General features: G+C 65.6%; 20 protein-coding genes, 1 pseudogene and 1 riboswitch. Of the genes and pseudogenes, 10 read left to right on the forward strand and 11 right to left on the reverse strand.

Going from position 1 to position 19288, the window contains the following annotated elements:
* Positions 1 to 177: 177 nt before the first annotated feature.
* Complete coding sequence (locus PV772_RS07125) at positions 178 to 1242, reverse strand: M14 family zinc carboxypeptidase (protein WP_347885751.1); 1065 nt, start codon at positions 1240 to 1242, stop codon at positions 178 to 180.
* Between the two features lie 228 nt (positions 1243 to 1470).
* Positions 1471 to 1576: riboswitch (SAM riboswitch) on the forward strand.
* Positions 1577 to 1589: 13 nt separating this feature from the next.
* On the opposite strand from PV772_RS07125, the gene PV772_RS07130 reads away from it, so the two are divergent.
* Entirely contained in the window at positions 1590 to 2798 is a 1209-nt protein-coding gene (locus PV772_RS07130) for a cobalamin-independent methionine synthase II family protein (protein ID WP_141183205.1), read from the forward strand.
* A gap of 200 nt (positions 2799 to 2998) precedes the next feature.
* Positions 2999 to 3628 (forward strand): uracil-DNA glycosylase, encoded by a 630-nt coding sequence (locus tag PV772_RS07135; RefSeq protein ID WP_307360318.1) that lies wholly within the window; start codon positions 2999 to 3001, stop codon positions 3626 to 3628.
* Positions 3629 to 3702: 74 nt separating this feature from the next.
* Here PV772_RS07135 and PV772_RS07140 read toward each other — a convergent pair whose 3' ends face one another.
* The 3 genes from PV772_RS07140 to PV772_RS07150 all read right to left on the reverse strand — a co-directional run bounded on the left by PV772_RS07140 (position 3703) and on the right by PV772_RS07150 (position 5924).
* Positions 3703 to 4125 (reverse strand): DUF3151 domain-containing protein, encoded by a 423-nt coding sequence (locus tag PV772_RS07140; protein ID WP_141158309.1) that lies wholly within the window; start codon positions 4123 to 4125, stop codon positions 3703 to 3705.
* Complete coding sequence (gene fbaA, locus PV772_RS07145; RefSeq protein ID WP_141158310.1) at positions 4126 to 5145, reverse strand: class II fructose-bisphosphate aldolase; 1020 nt, start codon at positions 5143 to 5145, stop codon at positions 4126 to 4128.
* A 122-nt stretch (positions 5146 to 5267) separates the two neighbouring features.
* On the reverse strand, positions 5268 to 5924 hold the full coding sequence (locus tag PV772_RS07150; RefSeq protein ID WP_246857343.1) for a TrmH family RNA methyltransferase: 657 nt from the start codon (positions 5922 to 5924) through the stop codon (positions 5268 to 5270).
* A gap of 70 nt (positions 5925 to 5994) precedes the next feature.
* On the opposite strand from PV772_RS07150, the gene PV772_RS07155 reads away from it, so the two are divergent.
* Positions 5995 to 6825, forward strand: a complete 831-nt coding sequence (locus tag PV772_RS07155) for an HAD-IIA family hydrolase (protein ID WP_141183202.1) — start codon at positions 5995 to 5997, stop codon at positions 6823 to 6825.
* A gap of 2 nt (positions 6826 to 6827) precedes the next feature.
* Here PV772_RS07155 and PV772_RS07160 read toward each other — a convergent pair whose 3' ends face one another.
* The 4 genes from PV772_RS07160 to PV772_RS07175 all read right to left on the reverse strand — a co-directional run bounded on the left by PV772_RS07160 (position 6828) and on the right by PV772_RS07175 (position 10133).
* On the reverse strand, positions 6828 to 7868 hold the full coding sequence (locus tag PV772_RS07160) for an alpha/beta fold hydrolase (RefSeq protein ID WP_141158312.1): 1041 nt from the start codon (positions 7866 to 7868) through the stop codon (positions 6828 to 6830).
* Between the two features lie 69 nt (positions 7869 to 7937).
* A complete protein-coding gene (locus PV772_RS07165) occupies positions 7938 to 8558 on the reverse strand; it encodes a hypothetical protein (protein ID WP_141183200.1) in 621 nt (206 codons plus the stop codon).
* Between the two features lie 83 nt (positions 8559 to 8641).
* The gene (locus PV772_RS07170) at positions 8642 to 9388 is read right to left on the reverse strand and encodes a GAF and ANTAR domain-containing protein (RefSeq protein WP_246839786.1); all 747 of its coding nucleotides are present in this window, start codon (positions 9386 to 9388) and stop codon (positions 8642 to 8644) included.
* A gap of 61 nt (positions 9389 to 9449) precedes the next feature.
* A complete protein-coding gene (locus tag PV772_RS07175; protein ID WP_347885752.1) occupies positions 9450 to 10133 on the reverse strand; it encodes a winged helix-turn-helix domain-containing protein in 684 nt (227 codons plus the stop codon).
* Positions 10134 to 10227: 94 nt separating this feature from the next.
* Here PV772_RS07175 and PV772_RS07180 point away from each other — a divergent pair, with 94 nt between their 5' ends.
* Positions 10228 to 10857, forward strand: coding sequence for a flavin reductase (locus tag PV772_RS07180; RefSeq protein WP_347885753.1), 630 nt, complete (start codon positions 10228 to 10230; stop codon positions 10855 to 10857).
* On the opposite strand, the gene pyrE is transcribed toward PV772_RS07180, so the two are convergent.
* Together pyrE and PV772_RS07190 are read right to left on the reverse strand one after the other, a co-directional pair.
* Entirely contained in the window at positions 10854 to 11438 is a 585-nt protein-coding gene (gene pyrE, locus PV772_RS07185) for an orotate phosphoribosyltransferase (protein ID WP_168223241.1), read from the reverse strand. The genes PV772_RS07180 and pyrE overlap by 4 nt on opposite strands.
* 48 nt (positions 11439 to 11486) lie before the next feature.
* Positions 11487 to 12746, reverse strand: a pseudogene (locus tag PV772_RS07190) (FAD-dependent oxidoreductase); the annotation flags it as partial.
* 75 nt (positions 12747 to 12821) lie between these two features.
* Here PV772_RS07190 and nadE point away from each other — a divergent pair.
* Positions 12822 to 13676 (forward strand): ammonia-dependent NAD(+) synthetase, encoded by an 855-nt coding sequence (gene nadE / locus PV772_RS07195; protein WP_347885754.1) that lies wholly within the window; start codon positions 12822 to 12824, stop codon positions 13674 to 13676.
* Positions 13677 to 13779: 103 nt separating this feature from the next.
* On the opposite strand, the gene PV772_RS07200 is transcribed toward nadE, so the two are convergent.
* Positions 13780 to 14577, reverse strand: a complete 798-nt coding sequence (locus PV772_RS07200) for an IclR family transcriptional regulator (protein ID WP_347885755.1) — start codon at positions 14575 to 14577, stop codon at positions 13780 to 13782.
* A gap of 160 nt (positions 14578 to 14737) precedes the next feature.
* Between PV772_RS07200 and PV772_RS07205 the strand changes: the two genes are divergently transcribed.
* The 5 genes from PV772_RS07205 to PV772_RS07225 all read left to right on the forward strand — a co-directional run bounded on the left by PV772_RS07205 (position 14738) and on the right by PV772_RS07225 (position 19186).
* Positions 14738 to 15454 carry a CoA transferase subunit A gene (locus PV772_RS07205; RefSeq protein ID WP_347885756.1) on the forward strand — a complete coding sequence of 239 codons (717 nt, stop codon included), beginning with the start codon at positions 14738 to 14740 and terminating at the stop codon, positions 15452 to 15454.
* Between the two features lie 52 nt (positions 15455 to 15506).
* Positions 15507 to 16946 (forward strand): TIGR00366 family protein, encoded by a 1440-nt coding sequence (locus PV772_RS07210; protein ID WP_347885757.1) that lies wholly within the window; start codon positions 15507 to 15509, stop codon positions 16944 to 16946.
* A gap of 37 nt (positions 16947 to 16983) precedes the next feature.
* Entirely contained in the window at positions 16984 to 17655 is a 672-nt protein-coding gene (locus PV772_RS07215; protein ID WP_141158321.1) for a CoA transferase subunit B, read from the forward strand.
* The gene (locus PV772_RS07220; RefSeq protein ID WP_347885758.1) at positions 17652 to 18836 is read left to right on the forward strand and encodes an acetyl-CoA acetyltransferase; all 1185 of its coding nucleotides are present in this window, start codon (positions 17652 to 17654) and stop codon (positions 18834 to 18836) included. Before PV772_RS07215 ends, PV772_RS07220 begins: the two co-directional genes overlap by 4 nt.
* 146 nt (positions 18837 to 18982) lie before the next feature.
* Positions 18983 to 19186 carry a cold-shock protein gene (locus PV772_RS07225; protein WP_009357211.1) on the forward strand — a complete coding sequence of 68 codons (204 nt, stop codon included), beginning with the start codon at positions 18983 to 18985 and terminating at the stop codon, positions 19184 to 19186.
* The last annotated feature ends 102 nt before the right edge of the window (positions 19187 to 19288 follow it).

Below are 19288 nucleotides of genomic sequence, written 5' to 3' on the forward strand. Positions count from 1 at the left end.
GCAGCGCCGTTCATGAGAATGCCCCGAACAGACCGGCCTTCGCACAGCCGCAGCACGGCGCAGCGAAGCAAGAGTTCCGGGGCTCTTACCACCCAAGTTTAGCCGATAGGGCACTTCGTCCACTGTTGTGGCCCGCCGCGGCCGTTTCTGCCAAAAGGCCGCGGCGGGCGGTGCCGCCTATTCGTCCTCAGCCTCCCCGGCGGGGCGGGACGTCTGTTCGGCGAGTGTGTTCCAGAAGGAGGTGTCGGCGTCGGCAATGGACCCGTCCGCGATGGCTGCGGCCGTGGAGCTCAGCGTGGTGACAGTCTGCTTGATCAGGTAGCCGTTGCTGCGCTGCCCGAGAGCATAGCCGTCCAGGTAGTGGTCCGACATGCCGCGCATCTCGAAGAGCAGGGTGGCGATGCCGTACTCCACGGAGATGCCGTTTCGGCTGATGGTTTCGGCGCTGCCACCCTGGTACTTGCCCAGGTGTCCCCAGCCGGTGGAGTCGACGTTGTTGAAGACCACGGCGCCAAGCTGCTTTGATTTTTCGACGACGGCGGGGTCGGCGTTGGGGGTGGTGGGGTACAGGATGGAGCCGGATACCAGCTTGCCGTCACGCTCGGCCCGGGTGCCCTGGTGGTGCAGGTCGATCATGTAGTCGATCCGGTACTTGCGCATGACGTTGTTGTGCAGCGCCTGGGTCTCCGGCTGGACCTTGGCCACATGGTCGCGGTTCAGGTCCACGCCCTCGGCGTTGTAGCGGGTGAGGTTGCGGTCCCCCTTGGCAAGGTAGTTTTCCAGGGAGAAGTTCACGTCCCCCATGGCCCCGTCCGCATTGAGCATGGGCACCACCAGGATGTTCACGCCTTTGAGGATGTCCGCGGATTTACCGGTCCCCAGGTGCTTGATGAACTCCATGGCGCCCTCGGTGGTGAGCTGCTCGTTGCCGTGCTGCTGGGTCAGGTACAGAATCGTGGGCTTGGCGGGGTCCGAAATGTACTTGACCAGGTGGATGTCGCGCCCCTTGACCGTTTGCCCGATGACCTCCAGCTCCATTGCCGGCTGGCGGGCGTCCTGGTCCTTCAGGAATGAGACCATCTGTTCGTACGTGGCGAGCTTGGAGGTGGTGATCTGGCCGTTGCCGTCGTAATTGGGGCCTTCGCCCACAGCGTGTGCCAGCGGGGCGGGTCCTGCGACGACGGCCAGCGCCAGGGCTCCGGAGGCGGCGAGGGTCCTGAAATTTGCCAGGGATTTATTCACAGTGCGTTACCTCTTTCGAGTGCATCGGGGCGCCACCGGCCAGCTCCGTTGCGGCGGTGGCATGTGACCTCAGCCAACCAAGCTTAACGAAACCTGTCAACAGGCTGGACAAAGTCTGTAAGTATGCTGCTGGCCGCCGGGCAAGGGCAGGGAAGCAGCCGGGCAGCGGGCCGCGACATAAAGCCGCACGGACTTGCCCCAAGGTGGGTCTCTCGATTTAGTGAGAGTGAACCATCCGGAGCGGCCGAGAGACCTGGCTCGATGACGCCGCAGCAACCACGGTCCAGCAGGATTCCTGCCGGACCGAAGGTGCTACTGCCAGGACCGATGGAAAGGAAGATTCCAGCATGCCCCTGAACACCGACCACATCCGCGTCACCCACGCCGGATCGTTGCCCCGCACCCCGGAACTCATCGCGGCCAATGCCGCCAAGGAAACCGACGGCGTCACCCCTGAATTCCTGGACCTCCTGGAAACCTCCGTGGTGGACGTGGTCCGGCGCCAGAAGGACCTCGGGATCGACATTCCCAACGACGGCGAATACGGGCACACGATGGCCAACTCCGTGGACTATGGCGCCTGGTGGAACTACTCCTTCGCACGGCTGGGCGGCCTGGAGCCAACCAATGTGGACCGCTGGGCCGATGCCCAGGTGCACCGCTCCTCCCCCGGCAACATTGTCCTGACCTCCTTCCCCGACAGGCGCGACCGGCAGGCGTTCAACGAGGCCTACAACGACCCGTCCTCGGGCATCCTGTCCCACCGCAAGAGCGTGACCCAGCCCAAGATCGCCGGACCCCTGACCTACACGGGCCAGGACCTGGTGGCATCGGACATCAAGAACCTGAAAACCGGCCTCGCCGCCGCCGGGTTGTCGGACGGCTTCGTGGCATCCCTCTCTCCCGGCTCGTGCGCCCGCGTGGCCAACGAGTACTACAAGTCCGATGAGGAACTTGTCTACGCCTGTGCCGATGCCATGCGGGAGGAATACAAGGCCATCGTCGACGCCGGCCTCACCGTGCAGCTCGACGATCCGTCCCTGGCCGAGAGCTGGGACCAGATCAATCCCGAGCCCAGCCTGGAGGACTACCTGAAGTTCATCCAGCTGCGCGTCGAGGCCACCAACTGGGCCCTCCGGGACCTGCCCCAGGAACAGATCCGGCTGCATGTCTGCTGGGGTTCCTGGCACGGCCCGCACACCACGGACATCCCTTTCGCCGACATCATCGGCTCGGTGCTGCAGGTCAACGCGGGCGCATACTCCTTCGAGGCAGCCAACGTCCGCCACGAACACGAATGGCGTGTATGGGAGGACACCAAGCTCCCCGAGGGCAAGGTCATCATCCCGGGCGTCGTGTCGCATGCCACCAACGTGGTGGAACACCCCGACCTGGTGGCTGACCGCATTGTCCGCTTTGCCGACGTCGTGGGCCGCGAAAATGTCATTGCCTCCACCGACTGCGGCCTGGGCGGCAGGGTGCACCCACAGATCGCCTTCGCCAAGCTGGAGGCCCTCGGCGAGGGTGCTCGCCGCGCCACCAACCGCCTCTGGTAGTCCGTCGTACCGCTGCGCCGGCTGTGCCTTCCATCACCGGAAGGGGCGGCCGGCGTTTCGTTTCCCCGGGCTTGGTAAACTGGCAGAGGCCGACCAGGAATCGGCCCACCCCAACTAACCGCCGTTGATGATCCGCGCCGCCGCGCGCCCATTTTCACCGGTGGAAGCAATATCAATCCCCGCAGGAGAACCAGCACTTCATGACAGCCCTGGCCCCAGAAACATTCCACGAACAGCTCATGAGCCGCCGCTACGAACCCAGCGTTGCCGCCGTCAATGAACTGTGTGATTCCCTGCAGGAGGCCAAGCCCGGAACCGTGGTGCCCTATGTGGACCCGATGCACGACGTTGAGGAATGCCGCATCATCAGCCTGTTCTCTAACATCGGCGAGGCGGACCCGTCCGGCTTCATCACTGCCGGGGACCAGGACGCCGCGACCCGAATGCTGGGGCTCCAGTGGAAGCTGGGGCTGCGCCCCGAGTTCGTGATGCCGTGGAACGTCCACCCCTGGCACATCCCCGGCGAAGTCAACGGCAAGTTCACTCCGGACCAGATCCAGGCCGGCCTGAAGCCGCTGCTGAAGTTCCTCGCCCTGGTCCCCCGCGCCTCCGTGATCGTGGCGCACGGCACTGAAGCCAACCGCCTGGCCAACCTCCTGCTGAAGACGGAGGTGCCCCTGCTCTGGCGCCGCGGCCTGAAGACCTACAAGGTCCGGTCGCTGAGCGGCCGCGCCTTCGCCGGTTCCCCGGCGCGCCAGGAGGAATACCTCGAGGACATGCGCGCGGCCTACGCCGATGCCATGGCCCGCACAGGCATCGCCAAGCCATAAACGAACGAACGACGACGGGTGGTTACCTTTCCAGGAAAGGTAACCACCCGTCGTCGCGCTTTAATCCAAGCTTGCTACTTCGCCTCGATGGCTGCCTTCGCTGTGGGGTCCGAGTCGTTGAGGAACTTTTCGATCCGCTCCGGCTCGTCGGCCTCGCCGATGGCGGAGGACGCCCGGCCCAGGGAGTAGAGGGCACGCAGGAATCCACGGTTCGGCTCGTGCTCCCAAGGGATGGGGCCTACGCCGCGCCACCCGTTGCGGCGAAGCGCGTCCAGTCCGCGGTGGTAGCCCACCCGGGCGTAGGCGTAGGAGTCGATGGTGCGCCCCTCGGCCCACGCTTCCTCGGCCAGGATCGCCCACAACAGTGAGGACGTGGGGTGCCTTTCCACCAGGTCCAGGGCCTCGTGCCCGGCCTCCAGCTGCCCGTTCACCTCGGTTTCGGCAGGCAGGAGCGTGGGCTCCGGCCCCATCAGGTTGCGGCGGAACTCGTCCGACATCTAGAAGGTCTTTCCGGCCGAACCGAGCTGCTTGGTGGCTTCCACCACGCGGGCTGCCAGGCCGGCTTCGGCGGAGGCGCCCCAGACGCGGGGGTCGTAGGTCTTCTTGTTGCCCACTTCGCCGTCGACCTTCAGGACACCGTCGTAGTTCTTGAACATGTGGTCCGCGACCGGACGGGTGTAGGCGTACTGGGTGTCGGTGTCGATGTTCATCTTGATCACGCCGTAGGAAACGGCGTCGGCGATTTCCTGGTCGGAGGAGCCGGAGCCGCCGTGGAACACGAGGTCGAACGGGTTGTCCTTGCCGATCTTGGCACCCACCTGGGCCTGGATGTCCTTGAGGATCTCCGGGCGCAGCTTGACGCCGCCGGGCTTGTAGACGCCGTGGACGTTGCCGAAGGTCAGGGCGGTGATGTAGCGGCCGTTTTCGCCGGCGCCCAGGGCGTCGATGGTGGCGAGGGCGTCCTCGACCGTGGTGTAGAGCTTGTCGTTGATGGCGTTCTCGACGCCGTCTTCCTCGCCGCCGACGGTGCCGATCTCCACCTCGAGGATCATCTTGGCGGCGGCGGTGCGGGCCAGCAGGTCGCGGGCGATCTTCAGGTTCTCCTGCAGGGTCTCGGCGGAACCGTCCCACATGTGCGAGTTGAAGAGCGGGTTCCGGCCGGCCTTGACCTCGGCCTCGGAGGCTTCCAGCAGCGGCAGGACAAAGCCGTCCAGCTTGTCTTTGGGGCAGTGGTCCGTGTGCAGGGCGATGTTCACACCGTAGTTCTTGGCCACTTCGCGGGCGAAGGCAGCGAAGCCCAGGGAACCGGCAACCATGTCCTTGGTGGAGGCGCCGGACCAGTAGGCGGCACCGCCGGTGGAAACCTGCACGATGCCGTCGGACTCTGCCTCGGCGAAGCCGCGGAGCGCTGCGTTCAGCGTCTGCGAGGACGTGACGTTGACGGCGGGGAAGGCAAATCCGCCCGCCTTCGCGCGGTCGATCATCTCGGCGTAGATCTCTGGGGTTGCAATGGGCATGCTGGCTCCTCTGCTGAGTTTCGTCTGTGGGTGGATGACCCTCAAGTAGACCGCTTACGGCTTGGCACCATCCTAGCCATTCCCCGGCGGCCCGGGTGTTTCGGGTCACGGGTTGGTAATACTCACACGCGCTGGTTGAAGACGTGCCGGCGGATCCAGGCGTGCATGGCGATGGCCGCGGCGGATGCGGCGTTGATCGAACGGGTGGAGCCGAACTGCTCGATGGAAAGGGTGGCGGCAGCGGCCTGATGGACTTCCGGGGTCAGGCCCGGGCCCTCCTGCCCGAACACCAGCACGCAGTCGCGCGGCAGCTCGTAGGTCTCCAGGGGCACAGAGTCCGGGAAAATGTCGATGCCGATGATCGCGAGCCCCTCCCCCTGCGCCCACTGGACAAAATCCTCCACCGTGGGGTGGTGGCGGACGTGCTGGTAGCGGTCGGTGACCATGGCTCCGCGCCGGTTCCACCGCCGTCGTCCGATGATGTGCACCTCTTTGGCGAGGAAGGCGTTGGCGGTGCGCACAACTGTTCCGATGTTGAGGTCGTGCTGCCAGTTTTCGATGGCCACGTGGAAGTTGTGCCGCCGCGAATCCAGCTCTGCCACGATCGCCTCATGCTTCCAGTAGCGGTATTTGTCCAGCACATTGCGCCGGTCACCGTCGGCCAGGAGGTCGGGGTCCCAATGGTCGCCTTCGGGCAGTTCCCCCTCCCAGGGCCCGACGCCGACCTCCGCCTTTGCGGGTTCGGCCTCCCCGGGCTGGTGGTCGGGTTCGTCTGTCATGCCGGGCATTTGGTTCACCCTTCAACACTAGACTGGACTCTTCGGGCAACTATCACAGGCGGAGGCAGGCATGGCAGAAGCAGACGAGGTAACAGGCAACCCTTCGGTGTACCGCAGCGGCCAGGAGATCGAGTGCTGGCTGACGGACATGGATGGCGTCCTGGTGCACGAAAACCAGCCCATTCCCGGCGCGGCCGAGCTGATCCAGCGCTGGGTGGATACGTCCAAGCGGTTCCTGGTGCTGACCAACAACTCCATCTTCACCCCGCGCGACCTTGCCGCCCGCCTGCGTTCCTCCGGCCTGGAAATTCCGGAGGAAAACATCTGGACTTCGGCGCTGGCCACGGCGCAGTTCCTCAAGGACCAGGTGCGGGGCTCAGAGTCCGGCAACCGCGCCTACACGATCGGTGAGGCGGGGCTCACGACGGCGCTGCATGAGGCCGGCTTCATCCTCACCGACCAGAACCCGGACTTCGTGGTGCTTGGCGAGACGCGCACGTACTCCTTCGAGGCCATCACCATGGCCATCCGCCTGATCCTCGCCGGTGCCCGGTTCATTGCCACCAACCCGGACGCAACCGGCCCTTCCAAGGACGGTCCCATGCCGGCGACGGGTGCCATCGCGGCCCTGATTACCAAGGCCACCGGCCGCGAACCGTACATTGTGGGCAAGCCGAACCCCATGATGTTCCGGTCTGCGATGAACCAGATCGACGCACACTCAGAGACCACCGCCATGATCGGTGACCGGATGGACACGGACATCATTGCCGGCATGGAGGCCGGCCTGCACACCGTCCTTGTCCTCAGCGGCATCACGCACAAGGACGACATCGCCGCGTACCCGTTCCGGCCCAACCAGGTGCTCAACTCCGTGGCGGACCTGAAGAACCAGATCTAGGACTAGAAGATGCTGACCCTGGATCCGCCCCGGGGCAGCGGGAAGTACTCGTCCAGGAGTCCCGTGACCAGGGGCCGGTAGACCTGCGGGTTCCAGCCCGGGCTGGCGTGGGCGGGTACCGCCCCGGTGGTCTGGAGGTTGCTTGAGACCATGTTGTCCTTGTACACCACGGCCCAGGTTTCGGACGCCGTCTCGTAGTCCACGGTGGCGTCCTTCGGGTTGCCCAGGTAGGCCATTTTGGCGGTGCCGAGCTGCCCGGCGAACTGCCTTCCCTCGAAGTGGTAGATGTAGGCGGACTCCGTCTGGACCAGCACGTTGGACGGGGCGATCGGTGAGAGCTGCTCCAGTGTCTGGTTAAGGATCTGCCGCCAGCTCCGTTCGTCCTTGTGGATGATCCGCTCCCCCAGTTCATACCCGCCGCGGAGGGTCGAGGGAAACCTGACGCCGCTCTCGTAGAGGAACACCACGCCGTCGAACCAGCTTTGGTCCAGGACGTCGTGGGCGCTGTACGGGCTGGAGTCCAGGAGGATGAACTGCACCTGGATGCCTGCCACGGCAAGGAGCCGGGCGGCCACCTGGGTGGCCAGCATGCCGCCGAAGCTGTGGCCGTAGAAGAACAGCTTGGTGATCTTTTCCACCGCGACGTACTCAGCGATCGCGCGGACGACTTCGGTGACGTCGAGGCCCAGGTTGGAATATCCGACGGCGGCGAGCCGGGCACGCTTGTTCAGGGCCCCCCGGAGCGCGTTCAGGATCCATTGCGCCTCTTCCCAGCTGGTTTTGTACCCGGGGAACAGGAACCAGCAGGCGTCCGGGTAATAGGCGTCGGCGAAGTCATCGGCAACGGACAGGATCCGGGTGGTCCGGCGCTGAGACTGCACCTCACGGGTCACCAGCATGTCGGCGGCCAGCAGTCCGGACGCGCCGGCCCCGGCAAGGAATGAACGCCGTGAGAAGCGTTTTAGGGCAGCGGCTTCGGCCAGCAGCCGGGCGTCGGAGACCCCACGCCGGCTCTGCGGATGGACCTCCCCCTCATACGGCACAGTCCTACCGTAAGCCCAGCCAAACGCGGCACCGCAATGAACGCGTGTAAACGTTCGGTGACGCCGGGGTCAGCTGGCGGCCTGGCCTTCGGTAGCCGGGAAGGGTGCCTGCGGTTCCTGCTGGCGGCGAAGGATTTCCAGCCCGATGTCGTTGTAGCGGCCCAGCAGGTCGGCGCCGTCGGGTGCCTCCGGGTTGTCCAGCAGGGCAAAGGCGGAGTCGCTGGCGAGCAGGAGTTCCTGGTCTGTGTATTCGGTCAGCGGACGGCCGTACAGCTCTTCGATCCACATCACCGGCAGTTGGGGGAATTCGCCTGCGAAGTCGCCGCCGGGAAAAAGCTCCCTGACGTCGTCGTCCATGAGGAGCGGGCGCCGGCTGGACGCTTCACCTGGCGCCCAGTCGTGGGCCGCCGGCGTGAGCTGAAGTGACACCCCGGCGGACGGGACGCCCAGCAGGAGCTTGGTGTCCATGGCGTTCAGGTCACAACGCAGCCCGGCCAGGGCGGAGGATTCGACAAGTTCCGCCTGTGAGAGGTCGACGCAGATGCGGCAGCGGATGCCCATCCTCCGGACACGGCGGATGATGTGGACCAGTTCAGCACGGGATTCGTGGTGAAGGGCTCCCCGGACTTCAATCCGGACGATGTCCGCCGGGACATCGAGGTTAACGAGTGCGTCTAGCGCGCGGTCCATAGGTACTCCAAAAGAGGTTCTATGGCCGACGGCTCAACCTCCGCAAGCCTAACCCTCCCCGGGGCCACGGCACAACCTGCCGCTCAGGCCCGCGGACCCTGGCTGACTTTGCCGGGCTCCTGGTAGTGGGTACGCGCACCGGAGCCGCCCACCGAATCCACCAGCGACTTGGCGATGTCCCGAAGTTTGGTATTGCTGTTGCTGGACGCCTCGGTAAGGATTTCGACGGCGGCTTCCTGGCTGCACCGGTTCTGCGCCATGACGATGCCGATGGCGATGTCGATGATGGTCCGCGATTCCAGCGTGGCCCGGAGATTGGATGCACTGTCGGCGTGCAGCGAGAACCTGACAGCGAGCCGCAGGGCTTCGGAGATCTCCCGGGTGAAGTCCCGTGCCCTGTCCGCGGCGGGGCCGTCAAACTTGTGCGGGGCGTCGGAGTAGAGGTTCAGTGCGGCCTTGGCCTCCCCCTGCAGGTTGAACGGCAGGGAAAGCACCGAGCGCAATCCGTGGGAGGCAACCGCAGACGCGTAGTCCGGACCCCAGCGGTCCTCCTGCAAAAGGTCGGGGACGTGGACTTCGCGCTCTTCCTTTGCCGCGGTCAGGCAGGGACCCTGGGCCAGGGAGTACTGGATTTCATCCACTTCCCGCGCAGTCTCGCTGCTCCAGCCAATGGTGGCTGCCTTGCGGTCGCGGAGCAGTGTGATGCCGCACAGGGCATCGTCGCCGTCGCCGGCCATCTGGTGCGCGGAGAAGCGAGCCAGTTCGTTGAGGAAGTCCTCGAAATCAGCGCTTTCCAGGATGAGGTTCTGGACCTGGTCGGTTGCGCTCAAAGGCTGTTGTGGGGGGAGCAAGGTGCATGGTCTCCAAGCAACTGAAAAGTGTTAACGCACATCATAAATCAGCGCCGATGCCCGCTCCAAGCGCATCTGCCAGTCCAAAGCCGGCAAGCTGCCCGGCTCCCAGTTCGGTCAGGACAACGGAGCGGGGATGCGATCCGCGCTTGAGCCACCCGGACGACAGTGCGTGCCCGGTGAAAAGATCCGGCAGCACGCCGGCCGCATGGTCTAAGCGCTCGGTCCAGTCAAGGCAGGGCCGCACGAGCGGGCGTGGCGGCTTTGTCGGCAGGCGCAAGCCAATCGATTCCGCCCAGGCAAAACCCTGCGCGGTTAGTTCCCAGCCGGAGGAGATGAATCCCTCACTCTGCCACAGGACACACAGGTTGACACCCAATACCCCGGCCAGATGCTGGTAGCAGGTTCGGGCGCGCTGCAATTCATGCTGATGCCTGCGCCCGCGGTACGTCGAGGGAAACTCCGGCCCCGACGAAGGACTGAGACGGACCAGTGCTTCCACTGCATCGGCAACACCTTGGTTCTTCAGCCGCACATACCGGTGCCGGCCCTGGCGCACTTCGTCCAGCAGGCCTACATCAACGAGGTGGTTCAAATGCGTGGTGGCTGTGCCTTTGCTGATCCCCGCGCAGCCCGCAAGTTCCGTCGCTGTCCAGGCACGGGCATCCATGAGGGCGACCAGGATCCGGGCCCGCGACGGTTCCCCCATGGCCTTGGCCATCATGGCAAGGTCCTCCGCCCAATACGCCGTCATGTATCCATCCTGCCCGGGGAATCGTTTGTCCGTCCCCAAACTTTCCCGCAGGAACGATGGACCCATGTTCACAACCATCTCCCCCAGCGTCCACTACTTCGGCTCCCTGGTGGCCCTGCTGACCACCGGCAACCCGGATGGCACCACCAACATCACGCCCATATCCTCTGCCTGGTCGCTTGGGGACCACTACGTCCTGGGCCTCAGCTCCCATCATCAGGGCTACCGCAACCTGATCCGCACCAGGGAAGTGGTGCTCAATTTGCCGGAGGACTCCATGGCACCCGCAATTGAACGGATTTCCATGACCACCGGCAGCGAACCGGTCCCGGCAGTGAAGGCCGGCAACTACCGCACGGCGCACGACAAGTGGGCCTTGGCAGGATGGGACCCGATGCCTGGCGTGGAGGTCGCTCCCAACCGCATTGCGCAATGCCCGGTCCACATCGAGGCGGCCCTGGTCAACTCGTGGTGCTTGGAGGACGACCTCCACGCAGTCCAGGTGCGCGTCCAGCAGGTGCATGTCCGCGATGACCTGGCGCTCGATTCATCCCGGGTGGACGTGCGAACCTGGCAGCCCATGTTCTATACGTTCCGCCACTATTTTGGGAAAGGAAGCCATCTCGGCCAAAACGCGAGGGCGGAGCAGAAGCTCACTGCCCAAACCAGCGGCCCTTCCGGTCGCCGGGGCTAAGCCAGCCCCAGTTCGTCCTTGCCGAACGCGAACAGGTAGGGAACGCCGGTTTCGGCTTCGATCTTCTCCTTGGCGCCGGTGTCGCGGTCCACGATCACGGCCACCGCCACGACGTTGCCGCCCGCTTTCCGGACGCCTTCCACCGCGGTCAGTGCGGAACCGCCAGTGGTGGACGTGTCCTCCAGGACCAGCACTTTGCGGCCCTCAACGGAGGGGCCCTCCACCTGGCGGCCCATGCCGTAGGACTTCTGGGCCTTCCGGACCACGAACGCGTCCACGGTCCGGCCGGCGTCGACGGCCGCGTGCATGACCGCGGTGCCCACGGGGTCGGCGCCCATGGTGAGGCCTCCGGCGCACTCGAAGTCGATGCCGGCGTCGTCTGCCAGGGCCAGCATGACCTGCCCCACCAGCTTGGACGCTTCATGGTGCAGGGTGATGCGGCGCAGGTCGATGTAGTAATCGGCCTCAGCTCCGCTGGAGAGGATCACCTTGCCGCGGACCACGGCGAGTTCCTTGATCAGTTCGAGCAGTCGGGCGCGGGCAGCCGCGGTGTCTACCGCAGTGTCAGTGGGCGAAGTCATGGCCCCAAGTTTAGTGGGTGGCGGGACGGTGAGCGGGCGGGCGAAGCCAGGGGCGTGCTCCGGGCGGGGACCGATGGCAACCATCCTCGGCAGGACGCGCTTCACCATAGGATTGTGGCGCAGGATGAACAAGAGGACGCGCTGGACGGGAAACGGGGTCCGGGCATCCCTGCCGGCCAGCATGTCCCCGGACAGGGTCCCCGCGAAAAGTGGAACGAACACCACACGGTGCATGATCCGCTGCACGGTTTGGACCACCACCGTGGGCATGCGGCGCCGGCGCTGGATCGCAGCAAGGGTCCTGGTCCGAACGTGCCCCTGGCGCAGGTCCGGGGCCAGGCGTTCCGCGGCCGCAACGGCGTCCTGGATCGCCAGGTTAATGCCCACACCGCCCGCGGGCGACATCGCGTGCGCAGCATCGCCAATGCACAGGAACCCGTCCCTGTACCAGCGCCGCAGCCGGTTCAGCCTGACGTCCAGCCAATACAGGTCCGCCACGCTGCGGATCGAATCAACACGGTCGGCGAGGTCGGGACGGAGTGCTGCCACCCGTTGGCGGAACCGTTCCACGCCGCCTTCCCGGATCCTGGCGTCCGAGCCCTTGGGCGCAAGGTAGCCCATTTGGTAGTAGTCGGTGCGGTTGAGCGCAATCATGGCGTCCCGGTTTCCCAGCGAGGGCACCACGCCCGCAACGTCGCCCTTTTCCGCGGGGTGGCGGGGAATTTTGAACCACCAGGTATCGAAGGGCACCGGGTACTCCTTGGCCCTCATTCCGGCAGCCTGGCGCAACACCGAATGCCGGCCGTCGGCGGCCACCACAACGTCGGCATGCAGCACGCGTTCAACGCCATCGGCGGCGTCTCCGGTGGAGCGGTAGCGCACCCCGGTGACGCGCCCGCCGTCGAACTCCAGACCGGTGGCTTCAGTCTCCATGAGCAGGGTGAACGTCGGTTCGGCGGCGGCGGCCGAGGCGAGGAAATCCAGGAAGTCCCATTGGGGCATCATGGCCACGTAGTTGTACGGGGGTTTCAAGGAGTCGAAAGCCGCCAGCGTGACCATCCCGGCACCGGGAACCGGGACGGCGACATTGTTCAGCCGGCTTTGCGGCAGTGCCCGGAATCCGGCGCCCAGGCCCAGTTCGTCGATCAGCCGGATGGTTGACGCGTGCACGGTGTCCCCGCGGAAGTCGCGCAGGAAATCCCGGTGCTTTTCCAGGACCGCCACGTGCACTCCGGCCCGTGCCAGCAGCAGGCCAAGCATCATTCCTGCCGGGCCACCGCCCACCACGGCACATCCCGTGCGCTCCATGCCATAAAGCTACGCCGCGCAGGGGCCGGCCGGAACAGTTGAGGGTTGTTGACAGCGCTGGCTAGGCTGGACATCATGCGCGAACTCCAGGCCAAGATCATTGAAGAAATGGGCGTTCAGCCCCGGATCGATCCCGCAGGGGAGGTGCGCAAACGCGTCACTTTCCTCAAGGAATACTTGAAGGCCACCCACACCAAGGGCTTTGTCCTGGGCATCTCCGGCGGCCTCGATTCCTCGCTCGCCGGAAGGCTTGCCCAGCTGGCGGTTGATGAGCTTGGAGCCGAAGGCGTGGAAGCCAACTTCGTTGCGGTCCGCCTCCCCTACGGCGTGCAGCACGATGAGGAGGACGCCCAGGCAGCCCTGGACTTCATCAAGGCCAAGACGGAATGGACGTTCAACATTTCGGCAGCGGTGGACGGCTTTGAGGACGAGTTCGAGAAGACCGTGGGCTCGGAAATCTCCGACTTCCACAAGGGAAACACCAAGGCACGCACCCGGATGATCGCCCAATATGCGCTGGCCGGGGAGTTTAACTACCTGGTGATTGGCACCGACCACGGCGCGGAGTCGGTCACGGGCTTCTTCACCAAGTACGGCGACGGCGGCGCGGACATCCTGCCCCTGTTCGGCCTGAACAAGCGGCAGAACCGGGCCCTCCTGGCTGAACTGGGTGCACCGGCACGCGTGTGGGAGAAGGTGCCCACCGCAGACCTGCTGGATGACCGGCCGGGCCGCACGGATGAGGACGAGCTGGGCATCAGCTACGACCAGATTGATGACTACCTCGAAGGCCGCCAGGTCCCGGACGCGGTGGCCGAATCCATCGAGCAGAAGTACCTCCGGACCCGCCACAAGCGCACCGTGCCGGTAACCATTTTTGACACATGGTGGAAGGGCGAAGGTCCCGCGGAGCCCCGCTCCGGGCTGTAGCCCCCGCCCCCTGCTGATTTTCCCCACCTTCGGGGAGTACGACGGCGGGCCGCGCCAAAAAGCGCAGCCCGCCGTCGTCGTGCACAGACAAAGCCGGGGAGACTCAGCGGGTGCGCCGTCCGCCGTCCGCTCCCCCGCCCAGCTGCTGCGTGATCCGGTATGCCTCCGCCATCAGCAGTCCGCCCAGCTCCTCCTGCCGTTCAGGCTTGAACCGTGGTTCGATGCCCGTCAGCGACAACGCCCAGGCGGGGCGCCCTGACCTGTCGAAGACCGCAGCGCCCATCCCCCAGCTTCCTTCCAGGACCAGCCCCGGGTTCACCGAGTAGCCGGCCAGCCTGGTCCGGGCCAGGTTCTTCCGGACAAGATCGACCGTATGGTTCGCCGCGAAGGCGCCGGCGTGCTCCGGCCACCGGCCCAGTAGCTCCTCCTGCTCATCCGTGGGCAGGAAGGCCAGGATGGCTGTCCCGGCCGACGCGACGCCCAACGGGAAACGAACTCCTTCGTGCAGGACAAAGGACCTGACGGGGAAGGTACCCTCCTCACGCAGCAGGCACACCGTCTCATTGCCGCGGCGGATGGAGAAGAAGGCGCTCTCCCCCGTGGCCTGGGCAAGCCTGCGCAGGCTGGGCCGGGCGATGTCCTCCATGGGGAACCGGGCCGATGCCACCGATCCCATGAGCAGGATTTCCGGGCCCAGGACCCAGTTGCCCGTGACGGAATCGTGGTCCAGCAGGCCTTCCGCGGCGAGCGACGCCAGGAGCCGGTGGACGGTTGGCCGGGTAAGGCCTGATTCCCGGACGAGGACCGCGAGCGGCATCCCCTCGGCGCTGCGGCCCACCAGCCGCAGCAGTCCCGCGATCCGTGCCACCACCTGCGCGCCCTGCACCGGCGTTGATGCCATCACGTCCCCTTGTCCACAATATGGATTGTTTTAGCCCTGCTGTCCATACTGTAGGGCATTTTCCAGTGATTCTTGACACGTTCTCCGCGACGGCCGTAGTCTCCAAACTCAGATCCCAACCGTCCACAAAGTGGACTACTGCGCTCAACGAGGAGACGACATGAAGAAACTCCAGGCTTCTGCCGCCACCGCCCTGGAGGGGGCACTGCAGGACGGCATCACCCTCGCCGTCGGCGGGTTTGGCTTGAGCGGCATCCCGGCCGACCTGATCGAGGCCGTCCGCGACTCCGGCGTCCGTGACCTCACGGTGGTCTCCAACAACATGGGCGTGGACGGCAAAGGACTCGGCATCCTTATCGAAGGTGGCCAGGTCCGCAAGGTGGTCGCCTCCTACGTGGGCGAGAACAAGCTGTTCGCCGAGCAGTACCTCGCAGGCAAGCTGGAGGTCGAGTTCACCCCGCAGGGCACCCTGGCCGAGCGCCTCCGCGCCGGCGGCGCCGGAATCCCGGCCTTCTACACCAAGACAGGTGTCGGCACCCTGGTGGCCGAGGGCAAGCCGCACGAGGTGTTCGACGGCGAAACGTACGTCCGCGAGCGCGCCATCGTTGCCGACGTCGCCCTGGTCCACGCCCACACCGCGGACACGGACGGCAACCTGACCTACCGCTACACGGCCAGGAACTTCAATCCGGTAGTGGCCACGGCCGGGATCCTGACCGTCGCCGAGGCCGAGGTGATCATGGCGCCCGGCGAACTGGACCCGAACCACATCGCCACGCCCGGCGTCTTTGTCCAGCGGCTGGTGCAGGCCACGGAACGGATCAAGGACATCGAGCAGCGCACGGTCCGGCAGCGAACCGGCCTCGTCTCCGCCTGACCGGGCCCACGCCTGCCCCTGATCCACAGCACTCAATGGAGAAATAACCCTCATGACCACCACGCAAACCGACCACCCGGACGTCCGCCAGAAGGGTTTGGCCCGGATGGCTGAAACGCTGGCCGGCTGGACGCAGAAGTGGTTCCCTGACGCGTACATCTTCGCCCTCGCCGGCGTCGTGCTGGTGGCCATCGCGGCGCTGGCCATCGGCGCCTCGCCCAAGGCCGTCGTTGATTCCTTCGGCAACGGGTTTTGGGACCTCACGGCGTTCACCCTCCAAATGGCCATGGTGGTATTGACCGGCTATGTGGTGGCCACGTCGCCGCCCGTGGCCAGGCTGATTGACCGGCTGGCGCAGGTGCCCAACTCCGCGCGCACCGCCGTCAGCTTCGTGGCTGTCCTGTCCATGTCCGTGTCATTCGTGAACTGGGGCCTGAGCCTGATCTTCGGCGGCCTCCTGGCGCGGGCGGTGGCCCGGCGGGCAGACCTGCACGTGGACTACCGGGCCCTCGGCGCCGCAGCCTTCATGGGTTTGGGCGCCGTCTGGGCCCTGGGCATGTCCTCCTCCGCCGCACAGCTGCAGGCCACCAAGGCCTCTATTCCCCCGGCGCTGCTCAAGGTCACCGGCGTCCTGGATTTCGGCACCACCATTTTCACCTGGCAGTCCCTGCTGACCCTGCTCATCCTCATGGTCCTCACCACGGTGATCGCGCACTTTTCCGCACCTACGGGAAGCGCCGTGAAGACGGCGGCCGATCTCGGCGTGGACCTCGATGACCAGCCCGAACCGCCGGCCGAAAAGTCCCGGCCCGGCGAATGGCTGGAATACAGCAGGGTCCTGCCCATCCTGGCAGGCGTGCTCACCCTGGGCTGGCTGGTGTCCCAGCTGCTGACCCTGCCCATCCTCAGCGTGGTCAGCTCACTCAACGGCTACCTCCTGGTCTTCCTGATGCTGGGGCTGGTCCTGCACGGAACCCCGCGGAAATTCCTGCAGTCTGTCACCAAGGCGGTCCCGGCCACGGCGGGAATCCTGGTGCAGTTTCCGCTGTATGCCGCGATGGCCGCCATCCTGACTAAAGCCACCGGCGCCGGGGGCCTGTCGGTATCCGAGCACCTGGCCCACTTCTTCACCAGCATCGGCGGCAACGGGGCGTTCGCCGTCATCATCGCCATCTACACGGCCATCCTGGGCATGTTCGTCCCGTCCGGCGGTGGAAAGTGGCTGGTGGAGGCACCGTACGTCATGCAGTCCGCCACGGACGTGAACATGAATCTTGGCTGGACCGTGCAGATCTACAACATGGCCGAGGCCCTGCCCAACCTGGTCAACCCGTTCTTCATGCTCCCGCTGCTTGCCGTGCTGGGCCTGCGCGCCCGGGACCTGGTGGGCTTCACGTTCCAGCAATTCCTGTTCCACCTGCCGGTGGTGCTGCTGCTTGCGTGGCTGCTGGGCATGACGTTCGAGTTCGTGCCGCCGGTAATACCCAACTAATCCAACGAGAACAGCTAGAAGACCAAGGAGAAACCCCATGGGATGGACCAGGGATGAAATGGCTGCAATCGCGGCCGCGGAACTGAACGACGGCGACTATGTGAACCTGGGGATCGGCATTCCCACGCTGGTGGCCAACAACCTGCCCGAGGGGGTGCGGGTGGTCCTGCAGAGCGAGAACGGCCTGCTGGGCATGGGCCCGTTCCCCTACGAGGGCGAAGAGGACGCGGACCTGATCAATGCCGGCAAGCAGACTGTCACGGTGTTGCCGGGCGGCAGCATCTTCGACTCGGCCACCTCGTTCGGCATGATCCGCGGCGGGCACGTGAAGGTAGCCATCCTCGGCGCCATGCAGGTCTCCGGCAACGGGGACCTGGCCAACTGGACCATCCCCGGCAAGATGGTCAAGGGCATGGGCGGTGCCATGGACCTGGTTGCAGGAACCCCGCGCGTCGTGGTCCTCACCGAGCACAACGCCAAGGACGGCACCGCGAAGATCGTCCGCGAGTGCACGCTGCCGCTGACCGGGCTCAGCTGCGTGGACCGGATCGTGAGCGACCTCGCCGTATTCGACCTGTACAAAACGGACGACGGCGGGCGGCAGCTGACGCTGACGCGCCTGGCACCGGGGGTCACCGAAGAGGAGATCCGTACGAAGACGGAAGCGGACTTCGAGGTCCGCCTTGATAACGAGGACGTGGCAGCATGAGCCTGAAGGAACAGTTTGGCAAGGACGTCCTGCTCACCGGCTGGGGACACAGCCGGTTTGGCAAGCTGGCGGAGGAGACCCTCGAGTCCCTGATCGTCCAGGTGGCCACCGAAGCGATCGGCAACGCCGGAATCGAACCCGGGCAGATCGACGAGATCTACATCGGCCAGTTCAATTCGGGCATGATGCCGCTGGCGTTCCCGTCTTCGCTGGCCCTGCAGGTCTCTCCGGCCCTGGCCAACGTACCCTCCACCCGGGTCGAAAACGCCTGCGCCTCCGGCTCTGCCGCCTTCCAGCAGGGCACCAAGTCGCTGCTGGCCGGCACTGCCCGGACCGTCCTGGTGATCGGCGCCGAGAAGATGACCCACGCCGGTGCGGACGTGGTGGGCGCGGCGCTGCTCGGCGCTGACTATGACATGGCCGGCAAGCCCTCCACCACCGGTTTCACCGGGCTCTTCGCCGAGGTCGCGAAGCACTACGAGAAGCGGTACGGGCCGGTCTCCGACGTCCTGGGCACCATCGCGGCCAAGAACCACCGCAACGGCGTGGACAACCCCTACGCCCAGCTCCGCAAGGACCTCGGCGAGGAGTTCTGCCGGACCGTCTCGGACAAGAACCCCATGGTGGCCGATCCCCTGCGCCGCACCGACTGTTCGCCCGTCTCCGACGGTGCGGCCGCCGTCGTGCTGTCCGTTTCCCCCACCGGGGGCGCCACCGCCCCGGTCCGGCTCGCGGGCTTCGGCCAGGCCAATGACTTTTTCCCCGCCGAGCGCAGGGACCCCACCGCGTTCGCCGCAACCCGCACCTCCTGGCAGCGGGCCATGGCGATGGCCGGCGTGGGCCTGGCGGACCTCGATTTTGCCGAGGTGCACGACTGCTTCACCATCGCCGAACTGCTCATGTACGAGGCCATCGGCCTGGCAGAGCCCGGCCAGGGCGCCCGCGCTATCGAGGAAGGCTGGGTATTCAAGGACGGCAAGCTTCCCATCAACGTCTCCGGCGGCCTGAAGGCCAAGGGCCACCCCGTGGGGGCAACTGGAGTCTCCCAGCACGTCATTGCGGCCATGCAGCTCACCGGTACAGCCGGGGACATGCAGATCGCGGGGGCGCGCCGGGCGGCTGTGCAGAACATGGGCGGAGTGGGCATTGCCAACTACGTCAGCGTCCTGGAATCGGTGTAAACGCGCAGGCTAATGGCGCTTTTTATCGCGCCTACCCTTGCACCCGGGGCCTGCGCCCCGTACGTTGGGGACTGTGGGGGACTAACTCCCGCGCACCCCGGGACGATTCCGGGGAGAGAATCAGAGTCACATGAAGGAATGCAGCCATGGCAACAGGCACAGTTAAATGGTTCAACGCCGAAAAGGGTTTTGGCTTCATTGCCCCCGATGACGGGTCCGCTGACGTATTCGCCCACTACTCGGCAATCGCCACCAGCGGCTACCGCTCACTGGACGAGAACCAGAAGGTCGAATTCGATGTGACCCAGGGCCCCAAGGGCCCGCAGGCAGAGAACATCCGCCCGCTCTAAGTCTTCGGCGGCCACCGGCACAGGCCGGGACCCCATTCAGCGGCTCCCCCAACGTCAGTTGGGGGAGCCGCTTTCTTGTGCCGCCACTCTTCGGCTTCCCAC

It is taken from the genome of Pseudarthrobacter sp. CC12 (genome assembly GCF_039907755.1).
Lineage (GTDB): Bacteria > Actinomycetota > Actinomycetes > Actinomycetales > Micrococcaceae > Arthrobacter > Arthrobacter niigatensis.

Bases quoted from the DNA above. Each gene is read 5' to 3' on its own strand.
- PV772_RS07155 (WP_141183202.1), top strand. From the start codon at position 5,995: ATGGCAGAAGCAGACGAGGTAACAGGCAACCCTTCGGTGTACCGCAGC.
- PV772_RS07175 (WP_347885752.1), bottom strand. From the start codon at position 10,133: ATGATGGCCAAGGCCATGGGGGAACCGTCGCGGGCCCGGATCCTGGTC.
- PV772_RS07140 (WP_141158309.1), bottom strand. From the start codon at position 4,125: ATGTCGGACGAGTTCCGCCGCAACCTGATGGGGCCGGAGCCCACGCTC.
- PV772_RS07150 (WP_246857343.1), bottom strand. From the start codon at position 5,924: ATGACAGACGAACCCGACCACCAGCCCGGGGAGGCCGAACCCGCAAAG.
- PV772_RS07165 (WP_141183200.1), bottom strand. From the start codon at position 8,558: ATGGACCGCGCGCTAGACGCACTCGTTAACCTCGATGTCCCGGCGGAC.
- PV772_RS07220 (WP_347885758.1), top strand. From the start codon at position 17,652: ATGAGCCTGAAGGAACAGTTTGGCAAGGACGTCCTGCTCACCGGCTGG.
- PV772_RS07180 (WP_347885753.1), top strand. From the start codon at position 10,228: ATGTTCACAACCATCTCCCCCAGCGTCCACTACTTCGGCTCCCTGGTG.
- PV772_RS07205 (WP_347885756.1), top strand. From the start codon at position 14,738: ATGAAGAAACTCCAGGCTTCTGCCGCCACCGCCCTGGAGGGGGCACTG.
- PV772_RS07135 (WP_307360318.1), top strand. From the start codon at position 2,999: ATGACAGCCCTGGCCCCAGAAACATTCCACGAACAGCTCATGAGCCGC.
- PV772_RS07215 (WP_141158321.1), top strand. From the start codon at position 16,984: ATGGGATGGACCAGGGATGAAATGGCTGCAATCGCGGCCGCGGAACTG.
- pyrE (WP_168223241.1), bottom strand. From the start codon at position 11,438: ATGACTTCGCCCACTGACACTGCGGTAGACACCGCGGCTGCCCGCGCC.
- nadE (WP_347885754.1), top strand. From the start codon at position 12,822: ATGCGCGAACTCCAGGCCAAGATCATTGAAGAAATGGGCGTTCAGCCC.
- fbaA (WP_141158310.1), bottom strand. From the start codon at position 5,145: ATGCCCATTGCAACCCCAGAGATCTACGCCGAGATGATCGACCGCGCG.
- PV772_RS07225 (WP_009357211.1), top strand. From the start codon at position 18,983: ATGGCAACAGGCACAGTTAAATGGTTCAACGCCGAAAAGGGTTTTGGC.
- PV772_RS07210 (WP_347885757.1), top strand. From the start codon at position 15,507: ATGACCACCACGCAAACCGACCACCCGGACGTCCGCCAGAAGGGTTTG.
- PV772_RS07200 (WP_347885755.1), bottom strand. From the start codon at position 14,577: ATGGCATCAACGCCGGTGCAGGGCGCGCAGGTGGTGGCACGGATCGCG.
- PV772_RS07130 (WP_141183205.1), top strand. From the start codon at position 1,590: ATGCCCCTGAACACCGACCACATCCGCGTCACCCACGCCGGATCGTTG.